18 protein-coding genes are annotated in these 20,889 nt (G+C 49.4%); 7 read left to right on the top strand and 11 right to left on the bottom strand.

The features are described 5' to 3' along the window. The first annotated feature begins 72 nt into the window (after nucleotides 1-72). The 5 genes from ACN6MW_RS03645 to ACN6MW_RS03665 all read left to right on the top strand — a co-directional run bounded on the left by ACN6MW_RS03645 (nucleotide 73) and on the right by ACN6MW_RS03665 (nucleotide 4,878). Complete coding sequence (locus ACN6MW_RS03645; RefSeq protein WP_419874268.1) at nucleotides 73-963, top strand: AraC family transcriptional regulator; 891 nt, start codon at nucleotides 73-75, stop codon at nucleotides 961-963. A 500-nt stretch (nucleotides 964-1,463) separates the two neighbouring features. Further along, entirely contained in the window at nucleotides 1,464-2,651 is a 1,188-nt protein-coding gene (locus ACN6MW_RS03650) for a M20 family metallopeptidase (protein ID WP_419874269.1), read from the top strand. 33 nt (nucleotides 2,652-2,684) lie between these two features. Next, nucleotides 2,685-3,443 carry a threonine/serine exporter family protein gene (locus ACN6MW_RS03655; protein WP_419874270.1) on the top strand — a complete coding sequence of 253 codons (759 nt, stop codon included), beginning with the start codon at nucleotides 2,685-2,687 and terminating at the stop codon, nucleotides 3,441-3,443. A gap of 28 nt (nucleotides 3,444-3,471) precedes the next feature. Next, nucleotides 3,472-3,900, top strand: a complete 429-nt coding sequence (locus ACN6MW_RS03660) for a threonine/serine exporter family protein (RefSeq protein WP_419876265.1) — start codon at nucleotides 3,472-3,474, stop codon at nucleotides 3,898-3,900. 39 nt (nucleotides 3,901-3,939) lie between these two features. Then, nucleotides 3,940-4,878 carry a phosphotransferase family protein gene (locus tag ACN6MW_RS03665; protein ID WP_419874271.1) on the top strand — a complete coding sequence of 313 codons (939 nt, stop codon included), beginning with the start codon at nucleotides 3,940-3,942 and terminating at the stop codon, nucleotides 4,876-4,878. Between the two features lie 10 nt (nucleotides 4,879-4,888). Here ACN6MW_RS03665 and ACN6MW_RS03670 read toward each other — a convergent pair whose 3' ends face one another. Next, nucleotides 4,889-5,740, bottom strand: a complete 852-nt coding sequence (locus tag ACN6MW_RS03670) for a lipoate--protein ligase family protein (RefSeq protein ID WP_419876266.1) — start codon at nucleotides 5,738-5,740, stop codon at nucleotides 4,889-4,891. A 201-nt stretch (nucleotides 5,741-5,941) separates the two neighbouring features. Between ACN6MW_RS03670 and ACN6MW_RS03675 the strand changes: the two genes are divergently transcribed. Continuing rightward, the gene (locus ACN6MW_RS03675) at nucleotides 5,942-6,808 is read left to right on the top strand and encodes an AraC family transcriptional regulator (protein WP_419874272.1); all 867 of its coding nucleotides are present in this window, start codon (nucleotides 5,942-5,944) and stop codon (nucleotides 6,806-6,808) included. A gap of 27 nt (nucleotides 6,809-6,835) precedes the next feature. Here the strand turns inward: ACN6MW_RS03675 and ACN6MW_RS03680 are convergent, their stop codons facing one another. The 3 genes from ACN6MW_RS03680 to ACN6MW_RS03690 form a co-directional block, all read right to left on the bottom strand. After that, nucleotides 6,836-7,558, bottom strand: a complete 723-nt coding sequence (locus tag ACN6MW_RS03680; protein ID WP_364153024.1) for a response regulator transcription factor — start codon at nucleotides 7,556-7,558, stop codon at nucleotides 6,836-6,838. A 110-nt stretch (nucleotides 7,559-7,668) separates the two neighbouring features. Then, nucleotides 7,669-9,444, bottom strand: a complete 1,776-nt coding sequence (gene pnpS / locus ACN6MW_RS03685) for a two-component system histidine kinase PnpS (RefSeq protein WP_419874273.1) — start codon at nucleotides 9,442-9,444, stop codon at nucleotides 7,669-7,671. Between the two features lie 72 nt (nucleotides 9,445-9,516). Continuing rightward, nucleotides 9,517-10,494 carry a bile acid:sodium symporter family protein gene (locus ACN6MW_RS03690; protein WP_419874274.1) on the bottom strand — a complete coding sequence of 326 codons (978 nt, stop codon included), beginning with the start codon at nucleotides 10,492-10,494 and terminating at the stop codon, nucleotides 9,517-9,519. A gap of 116 nt (nucleotides 10,495-10,610) precedes the next feature. Between ACN6MW_RS03690 and ACN6MW_RS03695 the strand changes: the two genes are divergently transcribed. After that, on the top strand, nucleotides 10,611-11,753 hold the full coding sequence (locus tag ACN6MW_RS03695) for a YfbR-like 5'-deoxynucleotidase (protein ID WP_419874275.1): 1,143 nt from the start codon (nucleotides 10,611-10,613) through the stop codon (nucleotides 11,751-11,753). A gap of 445 nt (nucleotides 11,754-12,198) precedes the next feature. On the opposite strand, the gene ACN6MW_RS03700 is transcribed toward ACN6MW_RS03695, so the two are convergent. From ACN6MW_RS03700 to ACN6MW_RS03730, 7 genes are all read right to left on the bottom strand, one after another. Further along, the gene (locus tag ACN6MW_RS03700) at nucleotides 12,199-13,815 is read right to left on the bottom strand and encodes a glycoside hydrolase family 3 protein (RefSeq protein WP_419874276.1); all 1,617 of its coding nucleotides are present in this window, start codon (nucleotides 13,813-13,815) and stop codon (nucleotides 12,199-12,201) included. After that, nucleotides 13,805-15,478: a response regulator transcription factor gene (locus tag ACN6MW_RS03705; protein ID WP_419874277.1), complete on the bottom strand. Its 1,674-nt coding sequence runs from the start codon at nucleotides 15,476-15,478 to the stop codon at nucleotides 13,805-13,807. Before ACN6MW_RS03705 ends, ACN6MW_RS03700 begins: the two co-directional genes overlap by 11 nt. After that, nucleotides 15,475-17,286: a cache domain-containing sensor histidine kinase gene (locus ACN6MW_RS03710; protein WP_419874278.1), complete on the bottom strand. Its 1,812-nt coding sequence runs from the start codon at nucleotides 17,284-17,286 to the stop codon at nucleotides 15,475-15,477. Before ACN6MW_RS03710 ends, ACN6MW_RS03705 begins: the two co-directional genes overlap by 4 nt. A 21-nt stretch (nucleotides 17,287-17,307) precedes the next feature. After that, a complete protein-coding gene (locus ACN6MW_RS03715) occupies nucleotides 17,308-18,153 on the bottom strand; it encodes a carbohydrate ABC transporter permease (protein WP_364153006.1) in 846 nt (281 codons plus the stop codon). Beyond that, nucleotides 18,153-19,034 (bottom strand): carbohydrate ABC transporter permease, encoded by an 882-nt coding sequence (locus tag ACN6MW_RS03720; protein ID WP_364153003.1) that lies wholly within the window; start codon nucleotides 19,032-19,034, stop codon nucleotides 18,153-18,155. The genes ACN6MW_RS03715 and ACN6MW_RS03720 overlap by 1 nt, the downstream gene beginning before the upstream one ends. Before the next feature lie 94 nt (nucleotides 19,035-19,128). Beyond that, on the bottom strand, nucleotides 19,129-20,499 hold the full coding sequence (locus tag ACN6MW_RS03725) for an extracellular solute-binding protein (protein WP_419874279.1): 1,371 nt from the start codon (nucleotides 20,497-20,499) through the stop codon (nucleotides 19,129-19,131). Nucleotides 20,500-20,693: 194 nt separating this feature from the next. Then, the gene (locus tag ACN6MW_RS03730) at nucleotides 20,694-20,885 is read right to left on the bottom strand and encodes a hypothetical protein (protein WP_419874280.1); all 192 of its coding nucleotides are present in this window, start codon (nucleotides 20,883-20,885) and stop codon (nucleotides 20,694-20,696) included. Nucleotides 20,886-20,889 lie beyond the last annotated feature (4 nt).

Consider the following 20,889-nt stretch of genomic DNA (forward strand, 5'->3'; position numbering starts at 1 on the left):
ACCTCCAGTTTTATCTTGATTGCAGCCATTATTGGATATACTATAATGATATTCATATTATAACTCGTTAAAATGAGTAACAAAATAACAGTATTTTCGCATTACTTTAAAAATATGAAACTGGAGGCTGCGATTATCGATACGATGGTTTTTCCGATTTTGACCGAAACGGACACGACGCTGCCCGTCTATCTTACGAGCATCGGGCATTGGAGCAATCAGGAGCCGATCGACCGTCCGAACGGGTATCCTCATTTTCAATGGCTGCAGGTCATTGACGGCTCCGGCGAGCTGCATGTCGGCGATCAAAAAATGACGGTGCGCGCAGGTCAAGGGTTCTGCTTGTTTCCCAACGAGCAGCATCAATATTTCTCGATCCAAGAGCCGTGGGATGTGATTTGGATGAGCTTTCGCGGGGATTTATCCGACAAGCTGTTCAAGCAGGCTGGAATAACGCAATCCGGTGTCTATTCGACTGCCGATCATGATATGATTGTTACCCATATGAAAAACATTTACGCGATGACGCAATCCGGCCGTGCTTTTCTCGGGCTCGAATGCTCGAAGCTGGTTTACATGTTTTTGCTCGATTTGATGAAGGTTATTCTTGTGAGCTCGCATTCCGTGGAGCAGAACTACTTAAAGCTGCAGCCAGTCCTTCAATATATTGAAGCGCATTACAGCGAGCTCATTACGATAAAGGATATGGCAGGCTGTATTGATGTAACGCCGCAGTATTTATGCCTGCTGTTTAAGAAGGCTTTGAAGTTGCGGCCGATGGAATACGTCAACCGGGAGCGCGTCAATCGCAGCAAGGAGCTTATGTTCCGCGAGGGTGAAATTAAGATGCATGAAATCGCCCGCCGCGTCGGCTTCGACTCCCCAAGCTACTTCAGCTCCGTATTCAGGCGGCTTGAAGGGCTCAGCCCCGAGCAATTCAAGAAAATACACGGCATGCGTTAGCGAATCGCCTTACAGCCTACAAATTCCCGTATGCACACGGCCAAGCAGCTCTATAAGAACGCATACGTTCTTACATGCGGCTCATACCAGTTACTCTTGCTGCTGTAAGCACACCTGTGCGCTTACAGCCAACGATTTCATGTGTGCACACGACCAAGGTACACTATAAGAACGCATACGTTCTTACAAGCGCTCAAACCAGTTACTCTTGCGGTTGTAAGCACACCTGTGCGCTTACAGCCTACAAATTCCCGTATGCACACGGCCAAGCAGCTCTATAAGAACGCATACGTTCTTACATGCGGCTCATACCAGTTACTCTTGCTGCTGTAAGCACACCTGTGCGCTTACAGCCTTCGAACTCACGTGTGCACACGTCCTAGCTGCTCTAGAAGAACGCATACGTTCTTACAAGTGCTCTAATCATATTACCTTTAGAACATACCAGTGCTCTTTATACCTATTCATGCTTCGAGAATCTTTAGGAGGTTTAATAACATATGACCGATAAAAAGCTTATTTTCACAGAGATTGATCAATACGCCGACATATTTCGCGACATCTCGCGGTCCGTTGGCAGCCGGCCGGAGCTTGGCCACGAAGAGTTTTTCGCTTCCGGCCTGCTATGTGCCGAGCTTTCCAAATATGGCTTCGAGGTGGAACGGGGCATCCTTGATATTGAAACGTCTTTTATCGCTTCGTTCGATACGGCTAAACCCGGACCGACAGTCGGCTTCCTATGCGAATACGACGCGCTGCCGGAAATTGGACATGCCTGCGGGCATCATCTCATTTGCTCCATGAGCGTCGCAGCGGCCGTCGGACTCAAAGCGGCGCTGCTGGCAAGCAGACTCGGCGGTAAAATCCGCATCTACGGCACGCCTGCCGAAGAAACCCGCGGCGCGAAAGTACCGATGGCAGCAGCCGGCTTATTCGATGACTGCGACTTTACACTTATGGCGCATCCTTACCATACGTTCGAGAAATCTGGCGAATCGCTTGCGATGGATGCGATCCAATTTGAATACATCGGCTTAGCCGCCCATGCTGCGGCCAGTCCCTATGAAGGCATAAACGCACTCGACGCGGTGCTCCAGCTGTTTAACAGCATCAATGCGCTTCGTCAGCAGACACGCAGCGATGCGCGTATTCACGGTATTATCGACAACGGCGGCAAAGCGCCAAATATCATTCCCGACTACGCTTCTGCCAAATTTTACATCCGTTCGGCTTCCCGTACTTATACGGACGAGCTAACCGCCAAGGTGCTGCGCTGCGCGGAAGGGGCCGCGCTGCAAACCGGCTGCACGCTGGCGACTAACCGGTTTGAGTTCTCCTATGACGAGCTGATTACAAATGAGACGCTGTCCGAACAATTTAACGCGAATCTCATAGAAGCCGGTATTCGTCCCGAACAAATCGAGACCGGCAAGGACCACGGCTCCCTGGATCTTGGCAACGTTTCGGTTCGCTGCCCGGCAATCCATCCCTTCGTCAAGGTCGTTCAAGATCGCCTGCTGCTTCACACCGAAGCCTTCCGCGATGCCGCCATGACCGATTATGCGCTCGACGGGATGCTATTCGGCGCTAAAATGCTGGCTGCCACCGCATACGACGTATTTGCAGATCCCGCCTTACAATCGCGAATTCGAGCAGAATTCGAGCAGCAAACGAAAATTGGCAATTAACGATACTTCGCTCGGACAAGGAGGCTCGCCAAATTGAATAGAAGTATAATTAACAGCCATGAAGTCACACAGATTTGCTTATTGGCCGGCAAAATCATTTTGCAAAACGGAGGCGAAACCTACCGGGTCGAAGATACGATGGTCCGCATTGCTGCGGCTTACGGCATTGAAAACTCGCATAGCTTCGTGACGCCGACGGGAATTATTTTTGCGATCGACGGTTCCTCTCAGATGACAAAGCTTATTCGGATATCCGAGCGGTCAACGAATTTGCTTAAAGTATCCCTAGTAAACGATATCTCCCGAAAAATAAGCACGGGCAAGCTTGCCGCAGGCGACGCGCATCGTCTGCTTCAAGAAATTGATACAAATGCTTTCGAATATCCTTCCTGGCTGAAAATCGTTGCAGCGGCAATCGCCAGCGGATGCTTCCTCATCATGTTTCAAGGAAGCTGGCGCGACTTCCTCCCGGTCATGCTGATCGGCGGCATCGGCTTCGGGTTTCTGCTTCAGCTGCACCGGATCGTGCCGATTAAGTTTTTCGCCGAGTTCATCACCGCCCTGCTGATCGGTACCTTGTCTGTGCTTTTTGTACATCAAGGCTTTGGTTTTGATTTAGATAAAATCATTATCGGGTCGGTCATGCCCTTGGTTCCAGGTCTTCACATCACCGCGGCTGTCCGCGACTTAATGGCCGGCCATCTCGTATCGGGTCTGTCAAAAGGGGCAGAGGCCTTTCTCACCGCATTCGCTATCGGAGCCGGCATAGCCGCCGTGCTGTCCTTTTATTAAAATCGCTGCCTGGAGGTGTATCATCTTGATGATGCTTGAACAGCTATTAACAAGCTTCATAGCGACAGCTGCCTTCGGGCTCATCTTCAACGTGCCGAAGCGGACGCTGCTGCACTGCGGTGCTGTCGGCATGATTGGCTGGATGATCTATATGGTCTGCACGCAGCTCGATATGGATACGATACCGGCTACCTTGATTGCTGCTTTTATCGTCACGGTTATAAGCCAGCTGTTCTCCAAGCTGTACAAAACCCCTATTATCGTATTTAGCGTATCGGGAATCATCCCGCTAGTTCCGGGCGGTCTTGCCTACGATGCGATGAGGAATGTCGTTGAGGATCATTATGATATTGCGGTACAGCTCGCCGTGAAGGCATTCATGATCTCGGGTGCGATCGCCATTGGACTTGTATTCTCGGAGGTCATCAATCAGATCATTCGCAAAACCGAACGTTAGAAGCACGCGGATAGATTAGCTGAGAGAGGAGTATTCATCATGCATTCCATCATAAAGCCTGACGGCCGGATCAATGACGAGAAAGTATGGCGGAGAGAGCTGCTGTATCAGGGGATGAACGGAAGCTGCGTCGAACGGGTTTACGTGACGGCTTCCGAATCGCTCGTTTTTAAACCGCTGACAAACAACGAGCAGCTGGGCAAGGAAATCTGGGTAAATGAGCATATTCTATCTGCTTTCCCCCCTATTTATCCGCGAATCATTGCTCATTCCTTAAGCGCGAATCCCAGCCTGAATTGGATTTTGTATGAGGATTTAGGTGAATTGACGCATGTTTTTGAGGAAAAGACTGCAATCGGGCTTATATCCTATATGGCGAAATGGCATGCCCTGCCGATCAGCCATTTGCAGCATGCGCCGCTTAGAGGACCGAAGCCTACCGCTGAAGCCGTCCGTGCAGAGCTGCTCCAGCTATGGCAAGCTGAAGATCCCGAACAGCTATGGCCGGGCATCCCCTCTTCGTTGTGCAGGCATTTGCTTGCCATGCTCCAGACGGAAAGCTTTGCAGCGGACGAGCTCTTGCTCTCGCATGGCGATCTGCATCTTGGCAATTACGCCCGCGTAAACGGACAGATCAAGGTGCTCGATTGGGAGCACGCCCACCTTAATCTTAGGTATTGGGATCTGTATCATGTTATCGATCTTTCACATCCGTTATTCCCTAAGGACATGACAACCGCCATCCGCGAGCGCCTGTTGGATCATTACCTCGAATTATCGGCGCAATACGGTAAGCGGATTGATCCGCGCTCGTTCAAGCACGGCTATTATTTGTTTGCCTCCCTATACTCGCTATGGATGCTGAGACTGATCGCTAGCGATATCCGCACCAACAAAGGGATATGGCCTCTTAACCAATTAGAGCAGCAGCATATCGAAACAAGTTCAAACCTCCGACAAATCGCAGAATTTCTATAAGACATGCAGCTTATTCCGCTTGGATAGCATACCTGGTTCGCATGACCTCAGCCATAGCCTCTATTTGCTCCCGGGAAGGCATCTCGAGCTTTGCCTTCGCGTCTCTCATGCCCGCTTCCGTTTGCTGCGACCCGATAATCCGTTTCACGGCTTCGACGAAACGTTTCCCCGCATCCTGGCCGATTCCTGTCAGCTGCTCCAAGCTGGCAGTGCTGTCTGCATGGACCAAAGGATATTCCTTCGTATCCGCTCCGCCTGCAGCTTGGTCATAAAATTTACGGACAAAGCGGGCCCGCTTCTGCCCCGATCCCTCTGCAACAATGAAAGCTTGAACAATGTAGGCATGCGTCTGCCTGCGCTGCGCTATGCCGCAAAATTTATATCCGTTAATGCTTAAATCATAATCACCGGGACAGTACGCCCCCTTTATTTCTCCTTTGTCGACCTGGCAGCCCGTTTCCTGCAAGGCATGGCGGATCAGCCCGTACATCCGTTCAAAATCATCATGGAAATGAAACGATTCTACACTTGGCTTAGGCATAATCAATGAAAGATTGATCACCCCTGAATCAAGCGGAACCGCCGCGCCGCCCGAATTGCGCACAGCAGTCGCCCAGCCCTCTGATTGAAGCGCTTGTTCCGCATCAGCGGCCCCAGGCAAACGACTATCCCGCAAGCCCATCACAAAGCCCTTCGGATGACGCCAAATATGACAAATGGACGGTCCGCCCTGCCCTGTTTTCCGGCATAGCAGCTCGTCCAGCGCAAAGGAATAAAGCACATCTGCCTGGGACAGATCATCCCGGCGGTCCAATATCAAAACATTTCCAAGTCCTAAATCCTTAAGCTCATCCCATCCCATTTGTCGTCGTCCAGCCCTCTCCTGCTTTTCGTTCCGCATATTTGCTTTGTAATCTATTTTAACGGTAATTGCGCGTTCATGCATCTTCTCTTCCGTTAATAGATAAAATACAATTTATTATGTATCCTCCTTATTGCTAATGACCAACGCTTTCAATACAATAAAGATATTGTCATGCAGCGCCAAGGGGGAAGCAATACATTGGAAGTCATAAACGAGAAAGTTGCATACGAAAACCCATTGCTGTCGCTGCGGATTTTTCAGACGATGCGCGATCTTGATGGATTTACAAACTGGCATTATCATAAACAGCTTGAGCTGCTGCTCATTCTTGAAGGCGATCTGGACGTTTATATCGATGAGGAGAGCTTTCATCTGACGACGGGAGATGTCATGCTCATCGGAGCCTCCGAGCTGCACCGCGACCGCAGCCATAGCCTGCTCGATTACATCGTGCTCCAATTTGATTTGGAACCGTTTTTTGACCAGAGCACGATTCCTTATATGCGTTATTTCTCGGAAACCCAAATGCCGCTAAGCAAAGCGAATTACATTTTCCAAGAAAACAGTAACGTCAAGCAGCAAACCGCTTCCTGCATCCAGCAAATGTTGAATGAAGCTACCCGTAAGGAAACCGGCTACGAACTGGCGGTCAGCGTGCTCATTAAGCAAATATTGCTGCTGCTGCTTCGCCATGACAGCCGGAAGGTGCTTATTGAACAGGACAATTTCGACCGCATCCGCCTGAAGCCGGTGCTCGATTACATCGAGAATCATCTGACGGACCGCATCCAGGTCGAAGAGGTTTGCAAAATCGCTAATATGAGCTACTACTACTTCGTCAAATATTTCAAAAAGACGATTGGACTATCTTTTACGGAATATGTGAATTATCGCAAGGTGAAATGGGCGGAGCGGATATTGCTGACCAAGGATTTGAGCATTTCCGAGGTAGGCGAACGGATTGGCATGCCGAATATGGCTCATTTCTATAAGATGTTCAAAAAATACAATGACTGCTCACCCAAGCAATACCAGCGTAAAATGCTCGTATGGAACCGGCAGTAGCCCTGGAATCAAAAAAGCTCGTCCACCCTACACTTTCGGGGTAACGAGCTTTTTTGGCATGACGAGTTTATAACCTACGCCGCGGATAGATTCGATTTGGACTGATTGCTGACCAAGCTCCAGCTTCTTCCGCAAAGAGCTTACATGAACATCTACCGTACGCTGGCCGCCGATATAATCGAAGCCCCATACGACATTCATCAAATCATCCCGCGTAATCACCATGCCTGGGCGCTGTACGAGATACAGCAGAACCTCAAATTCCTTAGGTCTTAGCGGAATCGTATCTCCGTTCAAAATAACCTCGTATTTCTCTGGATAAATCGATAAATCACCAGCTGTTATAATTTTCTCCGTTGATTCAATTGGCTTGCTGTCATCAAGCTGTGTCCGGCGAAGTACAGCTGACACGCGCGCCAGAAGCTCAGCTACGCCAAATGGCTTCGTGATGTAATCATCGGCCCCATGCTTCAGTCCTTGTACGACCTCTTCCTCCGCATTGCGGGCGGTTAAAATAATGACGGGCGTTCTAACGCCGTTTTGGCGCAGACGGTTCAAAATTTCAAAGCCGTTCATGCCGGGAAGCATGATGTCGAGGATGACCAAGTCGAAAGTACGCTGCAAAGCGGTTTGCAAGCCTTCTCCGCCATGATCGATAACGGTCGTTTCATAGCCCTCTTGGGTCAAATTGTACGACAGAAGCCTGGCTAATGTCGGTTCATCTTCAATTACGAGCACTTTATGCGACATGTTACCTCCAACCTGGCGAATGGCAGCGCCCAAAGACGCCGCATCCGCATATTTAAGACGTTTAATCTTAGTTTATCATGGTTTCATGAAGAATAGGTAAATCTTTTTTTCTATTGCAGGACCGGAAGCTCAATTGTAAACGTAGTTCCCACTCCTACCGAGCTTGTAACCGAGATCGTTCCTTTATGCAGCTCAACGAGATGCTTAACGATGGACAAGCCAAGCCCCGTGCCGCCTGAACTTCGCGAACGCGCCTTGTCCACGCGGTAAAACCGTTCAAAAATTCGCGGTAAATCCTTTTTCGGAATGCCGATTCCCGAATCAGCGATTTGGACGCGGATATAATCATCGCCGAGACCCTCAATCTTTAAGGATACACGGCCGCCTTCAGGCGTATAATTAATGCCGTTTGAAAGTAAATTCATGATTATTTGCCGCAGCCGATCCTCATCCGCTTCCACATATAAGCCTGGCTCGATGGACATGCTGAGCTCGATATTTTTGCGGGATGCCTCAGATTCCATGAGCTTAACCGACTTCTCCGCAAAGCTATCGACTTCTACCGGTGAAAATACAAGCGGAACGCGGCGCGATTCGATTTTGGACAGCTCCAAAATATCGCCGATCAGCCGGTTGAGCCGGTCACTCTCATCATATATGATTTGCAAAAAAGAACGCGCCGTTTCTTCATCATTCACCGCACCGCCAAGCAGCGTCTCCGCGAACCCCTTTACGGCGGTAATCGGAGTCTTCAGCTCATGGGAGACGTTCGCGACAAATTCGCTGCGCATACGCTCTAATCTACGAATAGCGGATACATCCTGCAGGACAAGAAGCACGCCAGAGAAATCATTGCCTTCCGGATGAATCGGAACCAGATTCAGCTCAAGCAGACGCTCTTCCGGAAAATAAAACGTAATTTCCTCGCGCAAATGCTCTTTGCTCTTCAGGCCTTCTTGAATCATTTGCGACAGCTCATATTGCTGCTTCGCTTCTGCAAAATGGCGTCCGACTAACTCGCGCGCGGAAAATCCGAGCACTTCCTCTGCGCGCCTGTTCATCAATACGATTATCCCATTGCGATCAATCATCACAATTCCGTTTATCATATTATCGAGAACGCTCTCGAGCTGATTCTCATTTTGCTGGATACGCGTCATTTGAACCTGCAGGCTGTCTGCCATTGCATTAATAGCATTGCCGAGTTCCCCAATCTCATCCTGTTTCGCAACCTTTACCCTTGCCCGGTAATCCATGTTTTTGATCCGCTTGGCTACCTTCGTTATTTGCTCGAGCGGCCGCGTCAAGCTAAGCGCAAGACGGTAGCTGATTAACGCAGCAATCAGGAACAGCACCAGCAATCCTGCAAAAAGCAGGCCCGTTAATTGGCGAATGCTTTCCTCCACTTCTTCTAGGCTCATCGCCAAACGAATGACATCCGGAGCTTGATTCGGCATGACCTCCACAGGGATTGCCACGTACATCATATTTTGCTTGACCGTTTCACTTTTCCGGATCGCTCTCCCTTTACCTAACTTGAGCGCCTCCTTTATTTCCACGCGGTCAAGATGATTATCCATTTCCTTCGGATCTCCATCCGAGTCCCCAAGCACCACGCCGTCATTGCGAATAAAAGTAACCCGTGCGCCGGTATAATGCTTAAGCTCTTTTGCTTCGTCCGAAAAATAACCGTAAAGCATAGGAAGCTCGCCTGTCTTCCATTCCATTTTTGCCGAAATGATCTGCATCTCTCGAACCATATTATCTTCAAGCGCATTAATATGATTTTCTTTAAATGTTTTGACCATGAATAGCCCTGCCGCAATGACCGATAAAGCGATCATCGAGATCATAATGAGCGTCAGCCTGGTGCGAAAGCTGTTCATCCGGTTCACTCCCTACGTTTTTTCAAGCACAGGCTGCTAACGCCATACAACCCCTGACCTAACATACAACGTTTATCGTACATGCGTCGCCGCACTTACGCCAGTCTTGTTTTTGTTAAGTTTTTGTAAAACATAATGATGCACCGTTGCGAGCGGCTGCTGAATGAGAATCGATAATACGACAGGCACAGCCGCAAGCGGACTGAAATAACCGAGCGCCAATACGATACCGAGCGAAATGTTGCGCATCCCTGTCGCATACGATACCGTCACCTGCTGCTCGTAATTGCGAAGACCAGCCGTACCGATATAACCGAAGGCATAACATATGCCGACAAGCACGATGACAACCGGCACGAGCAGCGCCATATCCTGCTTTAGCTTGTCCAGATGCGGCGCGATCGCCGATGCATTCAGCGAGACAACGGCAACGAAACAAAACTTGGAGAGCGGCGACGTGTAAGGTGCCACGGCATGTTGAATGCGGCCGCGGCTCATCTGATTCAGCCCGACCCCGATAATGGTAGGAAGCACGATAATGACGAGCAAATCCATAATAATAGGGCCTGCCTTTACCTCAACCGCCGAATCGAAGAACAAATGAATGCCGGCAGGCACAACTAACGGGCTTAGCGCGGAATCCAGCACGACCATCGCCAGCATGAGCGGAACGCTGCCGCCCGACATCCCTACCCACAGCACTGTCGAGACGCCGATCGGTATTATGGTAAACAGCACGAGTCCCACGACATAAGGAGAATCCGCACCAAAGGTGAGCGCGCCAAGAGCATAGGCAACCAAAGGCGAGAGCACATGGGCGATTAAAAAGGTTAGCGCCATAATCCCCGGCCGCTTCATCACCGCCCGCAACTGGCCCAGGCCGCAGCCAATGGCCATCGTCAGCGTGACATACGCGAATAAATACGGAACGGATTTGATGTAGGGTTGAAGCTGCGATGCAAATATAAAACCAAGTACCAAGGAGCTAGGGATAATAATAAACATCCATTTTTCGAAATATCGATTAAAGGCCAAACCGAATTCACGCATTTTCATTCCCTCATTTACCTCAACTAGTCGTTTCTATACATAAGCTATATAATAACATAGACAATCCTGCACATGAACGGAATCTCTTGCACTTCAATTAGCTAAGGAGCCGATTTATGAAAAATGGAAAATTCACCAATACGATCATTCGCATGCAATATGTACCGAGATGGAGCGAGCATGCTCCGCGTTTTGAAGACAACGCCTCCGCTCATAGCTTTAGATGCGCCGCATTATCTATCCTGGTAGGCATCATTGAGGAGAAGGTATTCCATGAACCGCTCGATAAGCTAAAGCTTCTCGGGAGATGCCTCTGGGGCGATCTTAAAAATACCGGAACCGGCTCTATTAAGCATGTTACCAAAAAAGAATCGCTCGTCATGAACCATATACGGGATTTTGAAATGGAGCTCAGCAAGGAAATCGTTTCCTATCTCTCCAAATCCCTTCAAGCCCAAGCGTTCGATTATATCGTCAATGCGCAGGATGATACGCATATCGGCCGTTTGGTCGATGCAATCGATACATTTGATGCCTATCTTTATTGCCACCGGGAATCGCGTCATGATACGAATCCCTTCTTCCATGCCAAGCATAAGGAGCTCGAGCAGATCCTCCAAAATACCGAGCTCCGCTCTATTCGCTGGCTGCTGGACGAGTATAATAAGCACGCAGGCTTATATGAATTTATCCAATATATCGTCAGCCTGGACACCGTAAAAAGATGGAACGGCAGCTATAACCTCGTCCCCGATAATGATGCGACGCATTCCTTCCGCGTGGCTTCGCTGGCTTTGTTTAACGGGCTGCTTGAAATCGAGCGATTTGGCAACAAAAGCATCGATCTTTATACGCTTTTGGCGAAGGCCACGCTCCATGACCTGCCCGAGGCGCTGTCCGGCGATGTCGTTTCGAACTTTAAACACAATAATCCGGAGATCAAGCTGGCTTTCGAACAATATGAGAAGGAAACCGCTCATTTTATGATTAACAAGCTGCCTGAGCTTTTCCACGCGGAGATGTTCGAATTCATTGCGCACAGCAAATCCGATGATTATGTCGGTGAAATGGTCGATATTGCGGATAAGTTGGACGCCCTCATTAAAGCTAGCCTGGAGATGCGCAATAATCCCCATTACGCGGACACCTACTATAATCAGCTAGTAAGGGTACAGCATCGGTTTGAAAATCCCTGCGTTATTTTCTTCCTTGCGTATATCCTGCATGATCTCACCTATTCTAATCTGATTGGACAGTAGCGAAGGTAATTTACTGCGAAGCTATGCAGCTTCAGTTACCTTTTCTGCTGCAGGCTTCATCTTTTTTCCTCTAAGCTGCTGCCTAAAATCCCCTCTGGTGCAGTTACTGTAGTGTATGGAGCGTTGAGCTGCATTGCGATACTGCAACGTTTGGTGCGACATGCATGCTTATATTGAGCTGCAGTGCAGTTACTGCAACGGATGAAGCGTATTGCTTCTGCTGGCCTACAGTGCAGTTTCTGCAATGTATGATGCGAAGTACTGCTTCCGTTGAGATGCTGTGCAGTTTCTGCAGCATATGGTGCGAAAAGCGTGCATCCGTTGATGCTATAACGCAGTTTCTCCAGCAGCAGCAGCAGCAGCAGCATCCAGCTGCGCAAAAAAAAAAAGACTGCCGAATTTATCGGCAGTCTAAACATCCAAATCAATAAAGAATGGCAACCCATTATCCGTCAACCGCCGCACTCCAGCCAAATGGATATGCTGCCGAAATTTCTAAAGGCAGCTTGCCCGCCGGCTCGAGGTCGCCAAGCAGAGCCTTCGCAACTGCCGCAAGCGCTAGAGGTCTGCATTCATACACAGCCAGATAAGCTTTCACGTCTGGGTACAGCAACAAATCCAGCGGGTTTCTCACCGATACCGCTATGGTGCGATCCGGCGCAAGCCGAACGGCCTCGCAAGCGATTTCGCGCTCGAGAGGATGCTTTGAAGCGTCGTAGGTCACAACAATGATCTGCGAGTAGCTCTCCAGATCAGCAAGCGGCTTGACCGCGTTCATCTTACGCTCAACCACCTTAGCGCCCAGCTCCGAAAGGAAGCTGCCTAAGGAGCCCTCGCCAGAGAGCATCTCATCCGCTACCGATACCGGAACAATTTCCGGCCACAGCACAAGCGTGGACTCGCTGCGGCTGATCGGCAGCAAGCCGCCCTCATTTTTAACCAAGGTTACAGAGGCCTCGCTCCAGCGTCTCGCAACCGCTTTATTCTCTTCGGTACCGATTGCCGCTTCCACCTCCGTCCAAGGCAGCTGCGGCTCATCCAGCGCAAGCTTCTCCTTGAGCGCCATAATCCGGTCAAGTGCCTCATTGATGCGCGCCTCGGCAAGCTCACCCTTCTCAACCGCGTCCGCCACGGCTTCAAGTGCGGCCCATTGCTTCTCAAACGTATGGCTGATCAGCACCATGTCCGCGCCTGCTCGAATCGCCATGATCGCTCCTTGCTCCGGTCCATAGTTTTTATCAATGGCATCCATCTCCAAACAATCCGTTACGACAACCCCGTCATAACCCAGCTCCTTGCGCAGCAAGCCGATTATGACTTTCTCCGATAAGGTAGAAGGCACGCCGGAAGGATCAAGTGCCGGCAAGCAAACATGCGCGGTCATGATACAATCCGTGCCTGCTTCTATGGCCGCCCGGAACGGCCTCAGCTCAATTGCCTCCAGGCGCTCCCGGCCGTGAAGCAGGACCGGTAATGCATGGTGGGAATCGACCGCCGTATCGCCATGTCCCGGAAAATGTTTGACGGTCGCCGCTATCCCGGCAGACTGATAACCCACAACGGCGGCTGCGCCAAGCTCTGCAACCACATCCGAACGGTCGCTATAGGAGCGGACATTAATAACCGGATTGTCCGGATTGTTATTCACGTCGATACAAGGCGCATAGTTCATCGTTATGCCTAATTTCCGAAGCTCTTCACCGCAAATACGCGCCGTTTCGCGAGTTCCCTCCGCAACACCAGCCGCTCCGAGCGCCATATTGCCGGGCATAAGCGTTACGCCGTCGACCAGTCTCGCGACCATGCCGCCTTCTTGGTCAATGGCAACGAATAAAGGCGGACTGCCTGCTTGCTTTGCGAGGCTTTGAAGTTCTCCGCTCAGCTCATGCACCTGCTTTGCATTTTTCACATTGCGCGAGAAATAGATCGTTCCGCCAATGCCGTTTGCTGCAATAAGCTGCTTGATTTGCTCAGTCGGCTCATAGCCATGGAATCCAAATACGAATAATTGCCCGATTTTTTTCTTCAAGCTCCAGCTTTGCCATTCACGCTCACTTGTCAATGCCTTCCCCATCCCTTCCTAATTGCATCGGCTCATTCAAATCCTCGGCGGCTTGCGAGCCTTCTTGGTGCCCGCTCCGGTAGTCGGTCGGATTCTCGCCGGTATATTTCATGAATACCTTTGTAAAATACCGCCGCTCCGCATAACCGACTTCCTTGGCGATTTGAGCCACACTCTTGGCCGTCTTCGCAAGCATTGCCTTCGCGCGTTCCATCCGCTGCCGCGTTACATATTCAATAAACGTTTCGCCAAACGTTTGTTTAAACAAAAGACTAAAGTAAGAGGTGCTCAAACCCACATGGGTAGCCGTGTCCTCCACGCTAAGATCTCTATACAGATTTCGGTCGAGAAAGGCCTTCGCCTCCGTCATCGAGCGCTCCGATTGTTTTTTCTTGTCCATCGATTTCTCCGATACCGCATTCGTAACCTGGCGAATGACCGATAACAAGTCCTTAATGCCGAAGCGGCGATCCAATCGGCGCCACAGCATATCCTCCTGTTCGCGCGAGAAAACGCCCATCTCCTTCATTTCCCGCATCAGATGCAGCACAAAGAAATGCAGCAGCGGCTTGACGCGGTTTAACGAAGGCTCATTCATGCGCTGCAAAAGCAGCGTTATCCTTTGAAGCTCGTTATCTACGCCGATCGAGTCGCCGCGCTTCACCGCGCCGATCATTTTCTCGGCGGTATCCCAAAAAGCCTGATCCGCTTGCGATGATTTTTGCTGTTCCGACGGATATACCGCGATAAGGTCATGAACCGGCGTCAGCTGCATGCCCTGCTGGACAAGCTTATAAGCCTGGGACAATTCAGCAACCGCAGCAAACTCCCTATATATCCCTGCAAACAAAGACAGCTTAACATGGCTCTTAATCGCCGCCAGCAGCATCTCTGCCCATTCTTTAATCTTGGCTAAATCATAGGCTGCCGTTTTTTCCATTTCGATCAGCACGCACCATTCACCGTCACGGATCTGAATGACCGCGTGATGCAGCCCATTTTGCTGCAGCCTCTCTCTCAGCACATTGCAGACGGCAAAATTCCACAGCTTCCGTTCTTTATCGGACCAGTCCCGCCAGTCCTTCGTTTTCTCGGAGCTTACATCGAGATCAAGCACGATTAAGACGAACTGCTGCTGCTTCAGCTGCTGTTCGTCTCCGGTCAGCAGGAAGTGGTCTGCCGTAACGTCGGTATAGTCCATAATAATGTCATATAAAATTTTCTCGCTTGCCAAATCGATCATGCGGCCCAGCTTCTGCTTCTCTTCCTGCAGCTGCTTCTGCTTGCTCCGCTGACTGGACATGACCCTCGCGATGACCCCGGTCAATTCATCGTACGGAATCGGCTTCAGAATATAATCATTGACCCCGAATTGAATAGCCGTTCGCGTATAGGCAAAATCCTGATAGCCTGACAGCATAATGATATCGCAAGGCATTGCTTTATCACGGATATGACGCACCAGCTCCAAGCCGTCCATCACCGGCATTCGAATATCGCATAGCAATAAATCAAAGGCCTGCTGCTCCATAAGCTCCAGCGCTTCCACCCCGTTTTTGGCCGTGCCGCCGACGGTTAGCCCCAGCATTTCCCAGGGAATAACCTTTTCTAAATTTCTCGTTATATGTGCCTCATCGTCAACTAAGAGCACTTTACCCGTCATGGCTGATCACCTCTGCTCTTCGGAATTACACAACGAATAACGGTACCGCTGCCCTCTTGGCTGCAAATCCATAAACCAAAAGCCGGACCGTAATGTATACGCAGGCGATCTGCAACATTTCGCAGTCCGAGCCCTCTTCTTTCCCCAATCTCCGCAGCATTTGACAGCTTGCCGGATGTATCAGAGCCCGCAGCCAGCTGATGCAGCACATTCGCGCTCATGCCCAGTCCGTTATCACGAACCATAATAACGATTTGATAAGGTTCCGTTATGACATCTATTTCGATCTTCCCTTGTCCGTCTTCATAGCCGTCAAAGCCGTGCTGAATGCTGTTTTCGACGAGAGGCTGAAGCGTAAGCTTCAATATCGTATAATCCAACGCCTCGGCGGGAACATTCAGCTCATATGAAAATAGCTCCTCAAAACGATATTTTTGAATTTCCAAATAGCTTCGCACATGTTCAATTTCTTGATTTATTCTTATTTCTTCGGTATGGTGCATGCTTGTGCGGAGCAGATTGCTCAATCTGCGAACCATAAGCATGATCTTTGCGCCTTCGTTTTGCGCGGCAAGCGCATTAATCGACTCCAGCGTATTAAATAAAAAATGAGGCTTGATTTGAGCCTGCATCAGCATCATTTCCGCATGCTGCTTGCGGGCCTGCTCTCTTCTCACCTCGCTAAGGAGGCTGCCGATTCTCTCAACCATGCTATTGAAGCTGTTGGCAAGCAATACCGTTTCATCCTTGCCATGGGCCGTTACGCGAATATCAAGCAGCCCCTGCTCGACCAATCTCATTTTGCGAACAACCTTAATGATCGATTTGGCCACGCGATTGACAAAAAAGACGTTAAACAGCACCGCTGACAGCAAGCCAAGCACCGTAATCATGCCGATCCACTGCACAAACCTTACATTTTCATTCGTTAATGAATTCCATGGCTTTACCGATACGAGAATCCATTCATTACGGTCCAATTGATAGGAGGAGACTAAGCTGTCTACCCCCTCAAACTTCACTCTAGAGCTGTTATAATTATTCGTTTGCTGCGGCAGCGAATCCGTCTGTTCATTAATGTTCCGGCCGTCAAACTCGCTTTTGCTGTCCAGCATGATGAGACCCGTTTTATTCACGATCAGATATCTGGTTTCCGCCGCATCCGCCTTCGGGTTTTGGAAAGCCTTTAGCATGTCAGAAATCTCTTCGGTTTTGTACTGCGTTATCATAACGCCAAGATCATTGAACGTCTCGATATCCTTAACCACGCGCATTTGCGTGAACAGCGGCGGCTCAACGCCCGTAAGCTCCCGCTGCTCGTACGGACCGATCCAAAGCGGCCGGCCTCCAAGCTTTTGCACTTCCTTATAAGTGGAATGCGCCTTCAGCATATCGAATGAAATCGGCTTGAACGTCGTCGGATCGTTCCGGTACGAGCGGAACATGGTGCCGTCCTTCGCGTACAGCACAACGAAGCTAACGGCGGGATGCTGGAACAATATCCGCTTCATTTCTTTTTCAGCTTGGTTGATCGCGATCATCGTACTGGCATCGTTTGACGTATACGTGCTGTATTTAAGCGTATCCTGGACCTCTGAGCTCGTCAGGTTGCCGTCGGAGAGCTGATCTAGCTCTCGGAAGAAATACCGGATATTCCCGCCTACCGCCCTGAGGGAAATTTCCGTTTGCTCGCTATATTTTTTCTCGAGCAGCGTCTCTGAATGAAGGAAAGAGAACATGCCGAGGCCAATCATCGGAATGACGATCAGGAATATAAAAGCAAGCATCAATTTCGGTCTCAGGTTCATCCAGCAGGCTCCTTCTTCTTTTTACCCTTTCACGCTTCCAGCCGTCATGCCTTCAATGATTTGGCGCTGCAAAAATACATACACGGCAAGAACCGGAATAATGCTTATGATGACAGCTGCCGAAAGCGAAGCAAAGTTCGTGCGGTAGCCGTCATTAAAGGTCGCCATCCCCGTAGGCAGCGTTTTGAGAGATTCAGACGTGATAAATAGCTGGGATAAAATATATTCGTTCCAATTGGAAATGAAATTCAAAATAAACACGGTAACAAGCGCCGGCAAAGAAATCGGAATAATGACCTTGAAGAAAAGTCCCGTGGCGCCCAGTCCATCTACAATTCCTGCCTCCTCCAGCTCATTCGGTATCGAGAGCATAAAGGCATAAATAATGAAAACGGTTATAGGCAGCGCATATGTGCAGTATACCAAAATTAAGGACCAGTGCGTATCGTACAACGGATGTCCGAATACTTTAATACCCTGCACTAGCCGATACAACGGAATAAATAAAGCGCCCGGCGGAACGATTAATCCGAGTAGAATAAATTGATAGATCGCTTTATTCGTTTTCTTGTATTTCATACGCGCGATTGCGAACGAGGTCATGGCTGCGAAAAGCAGCGTCAGAACACACGCAATAACCGTAACAAACGTACTATTCCATGCGTACTTTCCAATATTCGCCGTTTGCCATGCGGCAGCATAGTTATCGAAATTGAAGCTTTTCGGCAGCGCCCAAGTATTGACCGTAATTTCACGGTTCGTTTTAAAGGAGGACATGAACAGCCACAGCAGCGGGAAAAGCAATACGATGACATAACCAAATAAAAAAGTATGCATCCACCATTGGGAATTACGGGCACGTTCCATCAGTACTGCACCTCTTCGCTTTTCGTGATGCGTTGCAAAATACCGGTTAGCACTAAAATAATAATGAACATCGCGACTCCGATCGCGCTGCCGTAACCAAGCTCCAGCGAGCGGAAGCCTACCTTAAGCATATAGGTCGACATAACCTCCGTGGATTGAAACGGACCGCCGTTGGTCATAATTTGCACGATATCAAGCACCTTCATCGTTCCCGAAACCGTGAGAAGCAGCATGACGAACAGGATCGGCCTAACGAGCGGCAGCGTAATGGACCATGTTTCCTGCCAGCCGTTTACGCCGTCCAGCTTGGAGGCTTCGACAATCTCTTTCGGAATGTTTAGTATCGCTGCCAAACATAGGACAATGAAGAAGCCGATATTTTGCCAGGCGTTTGCTATCAGAATCGACAGCATGGCCAGCTTTGGATCGGACAACCATTCGCGCGCCCAGTCCTCCGGCGCAACGAGGCGGATAAACTGGTTGATCATGCCCGAGTCATAGTTGTACAGCACCCCGAACAAAATCGCTACCGTCGCTGTCGATATAACAACCGGCACGAATACGGCCGATTTGTAAAAGTCACGCATCCGTCTTACTTTGCTGATGATAATCGAAATCAAGAAGACGAGCGGTATGTTCACGATTAAGGAAAACGCCATAAAGTAAAAATTGTTCATGAGTGCTTTTCGAAAAACCTCATCCTGCCAAAGTCTCGTAAAGTTATCGAAACCGATAAATACCTTCTCGGTAATGCCGTCCCAACGAAAGAAGCCGTAAAAAAAGGAAACGATGACCGGGTATACGAAAAATAAAGCGTATAAAGCAAGCGTCGGAATAATGAACGCCACGTAAGTAATCGGATTTTTGAGAGCTCTGTTCATAATGTCCTCCTTTTATCCCGGCATAAGAAGAGGGTGTCCTCCTGGAAGGAAGAACACCCTCTCGCCCATCAGGATCGATTGTCATGTCTCGCGATTACTTAGCCGCGTTAGCTTTGTCTTGCGACGCTTGAATTTTTTCCGCTACTTTTTCCGGTGTGCTTACTTTACCGATAAGCTCTTGGATACCAACGTTTACATCCGCGCCAACTGCCGGTTGAACGATGGCGTCGTATGCTTTCCAAGAGGATGACGCATTCGCCATGACCGTCAAAATTTCAGTCGTGAGCGGATCAACGCCGGATAGGTCGCTAAGCTTCATGGAAGGCAGCAATTTGTCTTCAACCAACGTACGTTTTTGAACTTCTTCCGTGTAGAAATTAGCGATAAATTTCTTGGCTGCCGCTACTTGGTCTTCATTCAGGTTTGCAGAGAAACCAAAGCCGTTCGAGTACGAAGCATTGATTGAAGTTTGGTCGCCTGCCCCGCCGTCGATGGACGGGAATGCGAAGTAACCGATTTGGCCTTTCAGTTCGCCTGCTTCGTCGCCGGAGAAGCGGTTGGCATCCCAGGTTCCGGTAAATACCATTGCCGCTTTACCCGAGAGCAATTGTGCGCCTTGGTCGGCATAAGCAAGGCCTAGTGCGCCTTTTGTAAAATAATCATTGTTCACAAGCTCAGCATAGGAAGCAAAACCTTTTACGAAGTTTTCGTCCGTCCATTTCGCTTCGCCGGATACGACTTTGCTGAAGGCATCGATCCCTACGTTGCGTTCCATCACCGTATTCCACAACATGCCGTTAACCCAGCCGTCTTTGGCTGCCAAACCGAACGGCGTGTAGCCCGCCGCTTTAATTTTTTCGGAGACTTCAAGCAGCTGCGCCCATGTCGTAGGAATTTCCAAGCCCAGCTCGGAGAAGATTTTCTTGTTGTAGAAAATCGCTTCGCTATAGCCGCCGAAAGGAAGGCCGTATACTTTGCCGTCGATCGTGAACTCATCCAAGCTGGCGAACTTGTCTTTAATGCCAAGTTCTTCGATGATTGGAGTCAAGTCCAGCATGCGGTTTGCTTTGACGTAAAGATTGAGATCCGCGCCGCCGAATACTTCAAAAATATCGGGAGGATTGCCGGCAGCCATTTCAGCCTTCAGCTTCTGGTCGCGGTTAACGATCTCGTCGATGCCTTCAAGCTTGAAGGTTAAGCCTTTGTTTTCTTCTTGTGTTTTTGCAACGACATCTTCTAGAATTTTCAACCGGGTTTTGCTCGTTTCTTTAATTTGGGTATGGCGGAGCGACAAGGTTACATCCTTAGCTTCTGCAGGCGGTTCCGTTGCTTCGGCGGGAGTATTGGTGCTGTTGTTCGTGCCAGCGTTTTTGTTCGTCTCCGCGTTGCCGTTAGAGCCGCATGCAGATACGACCAGCATGATCGATACTAACAGGGTGGCAAGAAGTGTAGCTCTCTTTTTCATTGGGAAGACCTCCTCGTTTATGGTGTTGCTTGTTTGCCTCGCACCTTTATTATAGTCGGGTCCTTTGCTATGTAAGGAGGTCCAAAAAACGATGAGTTAGGGATACAATTCGCTTATTTTTGAAAAGAGGGATAAAATTTTATAGCCCGCCAGGGTTATAATCCCCGACAGGCTATGTTTATTTACATCTCGTATTAGTAACGCATATCCTGCGTTATTTCCTTGATAACCTCATAAAACCGCTGCCACTCCGGGTTAGCTCCCTCTTTCTTGCGGTTTTCACCGAGACTTCCCTCTTCTGAATGTACAGCTAGCTCTGCATGAATCATTTTTTTGCTTTCAAGCTGTAATTTTTCCTGCTTCGCCCGCAGGCTGCCATCTGACATTTAT

Source organism: Pristimantibacillus sp. PTI5 (genome assembly GCF_048572955.1).
Classification (GTDB): Bacteria; Bacillota; Bacilli; order Paenibacillales; family Paenibacillaceae; genus Pristimantibacillus.

Excerpts from the sequence above, each read along its gene's own strand:
- ACN6MW_RS03695 (WP_419874275.1), top strand. The coding sequence starts at position 10,611 with ATGAAAAATGGAAAATTCACCAATACGATCATTCGCATGCAATATGTA.
- ACN6MW_RS03645 (WP_419874268.1), top strand. The coding sequence starts at position 73 with ATGAGTAACAAAATAACAGTATTTTCGCATTACTTTAAAAATATGAAA.
- ACN6MW_RS03680 (WP_364153024.1), bottom strand. The coding sequence starts at position 7,558 with ATGTCGCATAAAGTGCTCGTAATTGAAGATGAACCGACATTAGCCAGG.
- ACN6MW_RS03720 (WP_364153003.1), bottom strand. The coding sequence starts at position 19,034 with ATGAACAGAGCTCTCAAAAATCCGATTACTTACGTGGCGTTCATTATT.
- ACN6MW_RS03705 (WP_419874277.1), bottom strand. The coding sequence starts at position 15,478 with ATGACGGGTAAAGTGCTCTTAGTTGACGATGAGGCACATATAACGAGA.
- ACN6MW_RS03690 (WP_419874274.1), bottom strand. The coding sequence starts at position 10,494 with ATGCGTGAATTCGGTTTGGCCTTTAATCGATATTTCGAAAAATGGATG.
- ACN6MW_RS03665 (WP_419874271.1), top strand. The coding sequence starts at position 3,940 with ATGCATTCCATCATAAAGCCTGACGGCCGGATCAATGACGAGAAAGTA.
- ACN6MW_RS03730 (WP_419874280.1), bottom strand. The coding sequence starts at position 20,885 with ATGTCAGATGGCAGCCTGCGGGCGAAGCAGGAAAAATTACAGCTTGAA.
- ACN6MW_RS03660 (WP_419876265.1), top strand. The coding sequence starts at position 3,472 with ATGATGCTTGAACAGCTATTAACAAGCTTCATAGCGACAGCTGCCTTC.
- ACN6MW_RS03670 (WP_419876266.1), bottom strand. The coding sequence starts at position 5,740 with ATGGGATGGGATGAGCTTAAGGATTTAGGACTTGGAAATGTTTTGATA.
- ACN6MW_RS03725 (WP_419874279.1), bottom strand. The coding sequence starts at position 20,499 with ATGAAAAAGAGAGCTACACTTCTTGCCACCCTGTTAGTATCGATCATG.
- ACN6MW_RS03715 (WP_364153006.1), bottom strand. The coding sequence starts at position 18,153 with ATGGAACGTGCCCGTAATTCCCAATGGTGGATGCATACTTTTTTATTT.
- ACN6MW_RS03710 (WP_419874278.1), bottom strand. The coding sequence starts at position 17,286 with ATGAACCTGAGACCGAAATTGATGCTTGCTTTTATATTCCTGATCGTC.
- ACN6MW_RS03650 (WP_419874269.1), top strand. The coding sequence starts at position 1,464 with ATGACCGATAAAAAGCTTATTTTCACAGAGATTGATCAATACGCCGAC.
- pnpS (WP_419874273.1), bottom strand. The coding sequence starts at position 9,444 with ATGAACAGCTTTCGCACCAGGCTGACGCTCATTATGATCTCGATGATC.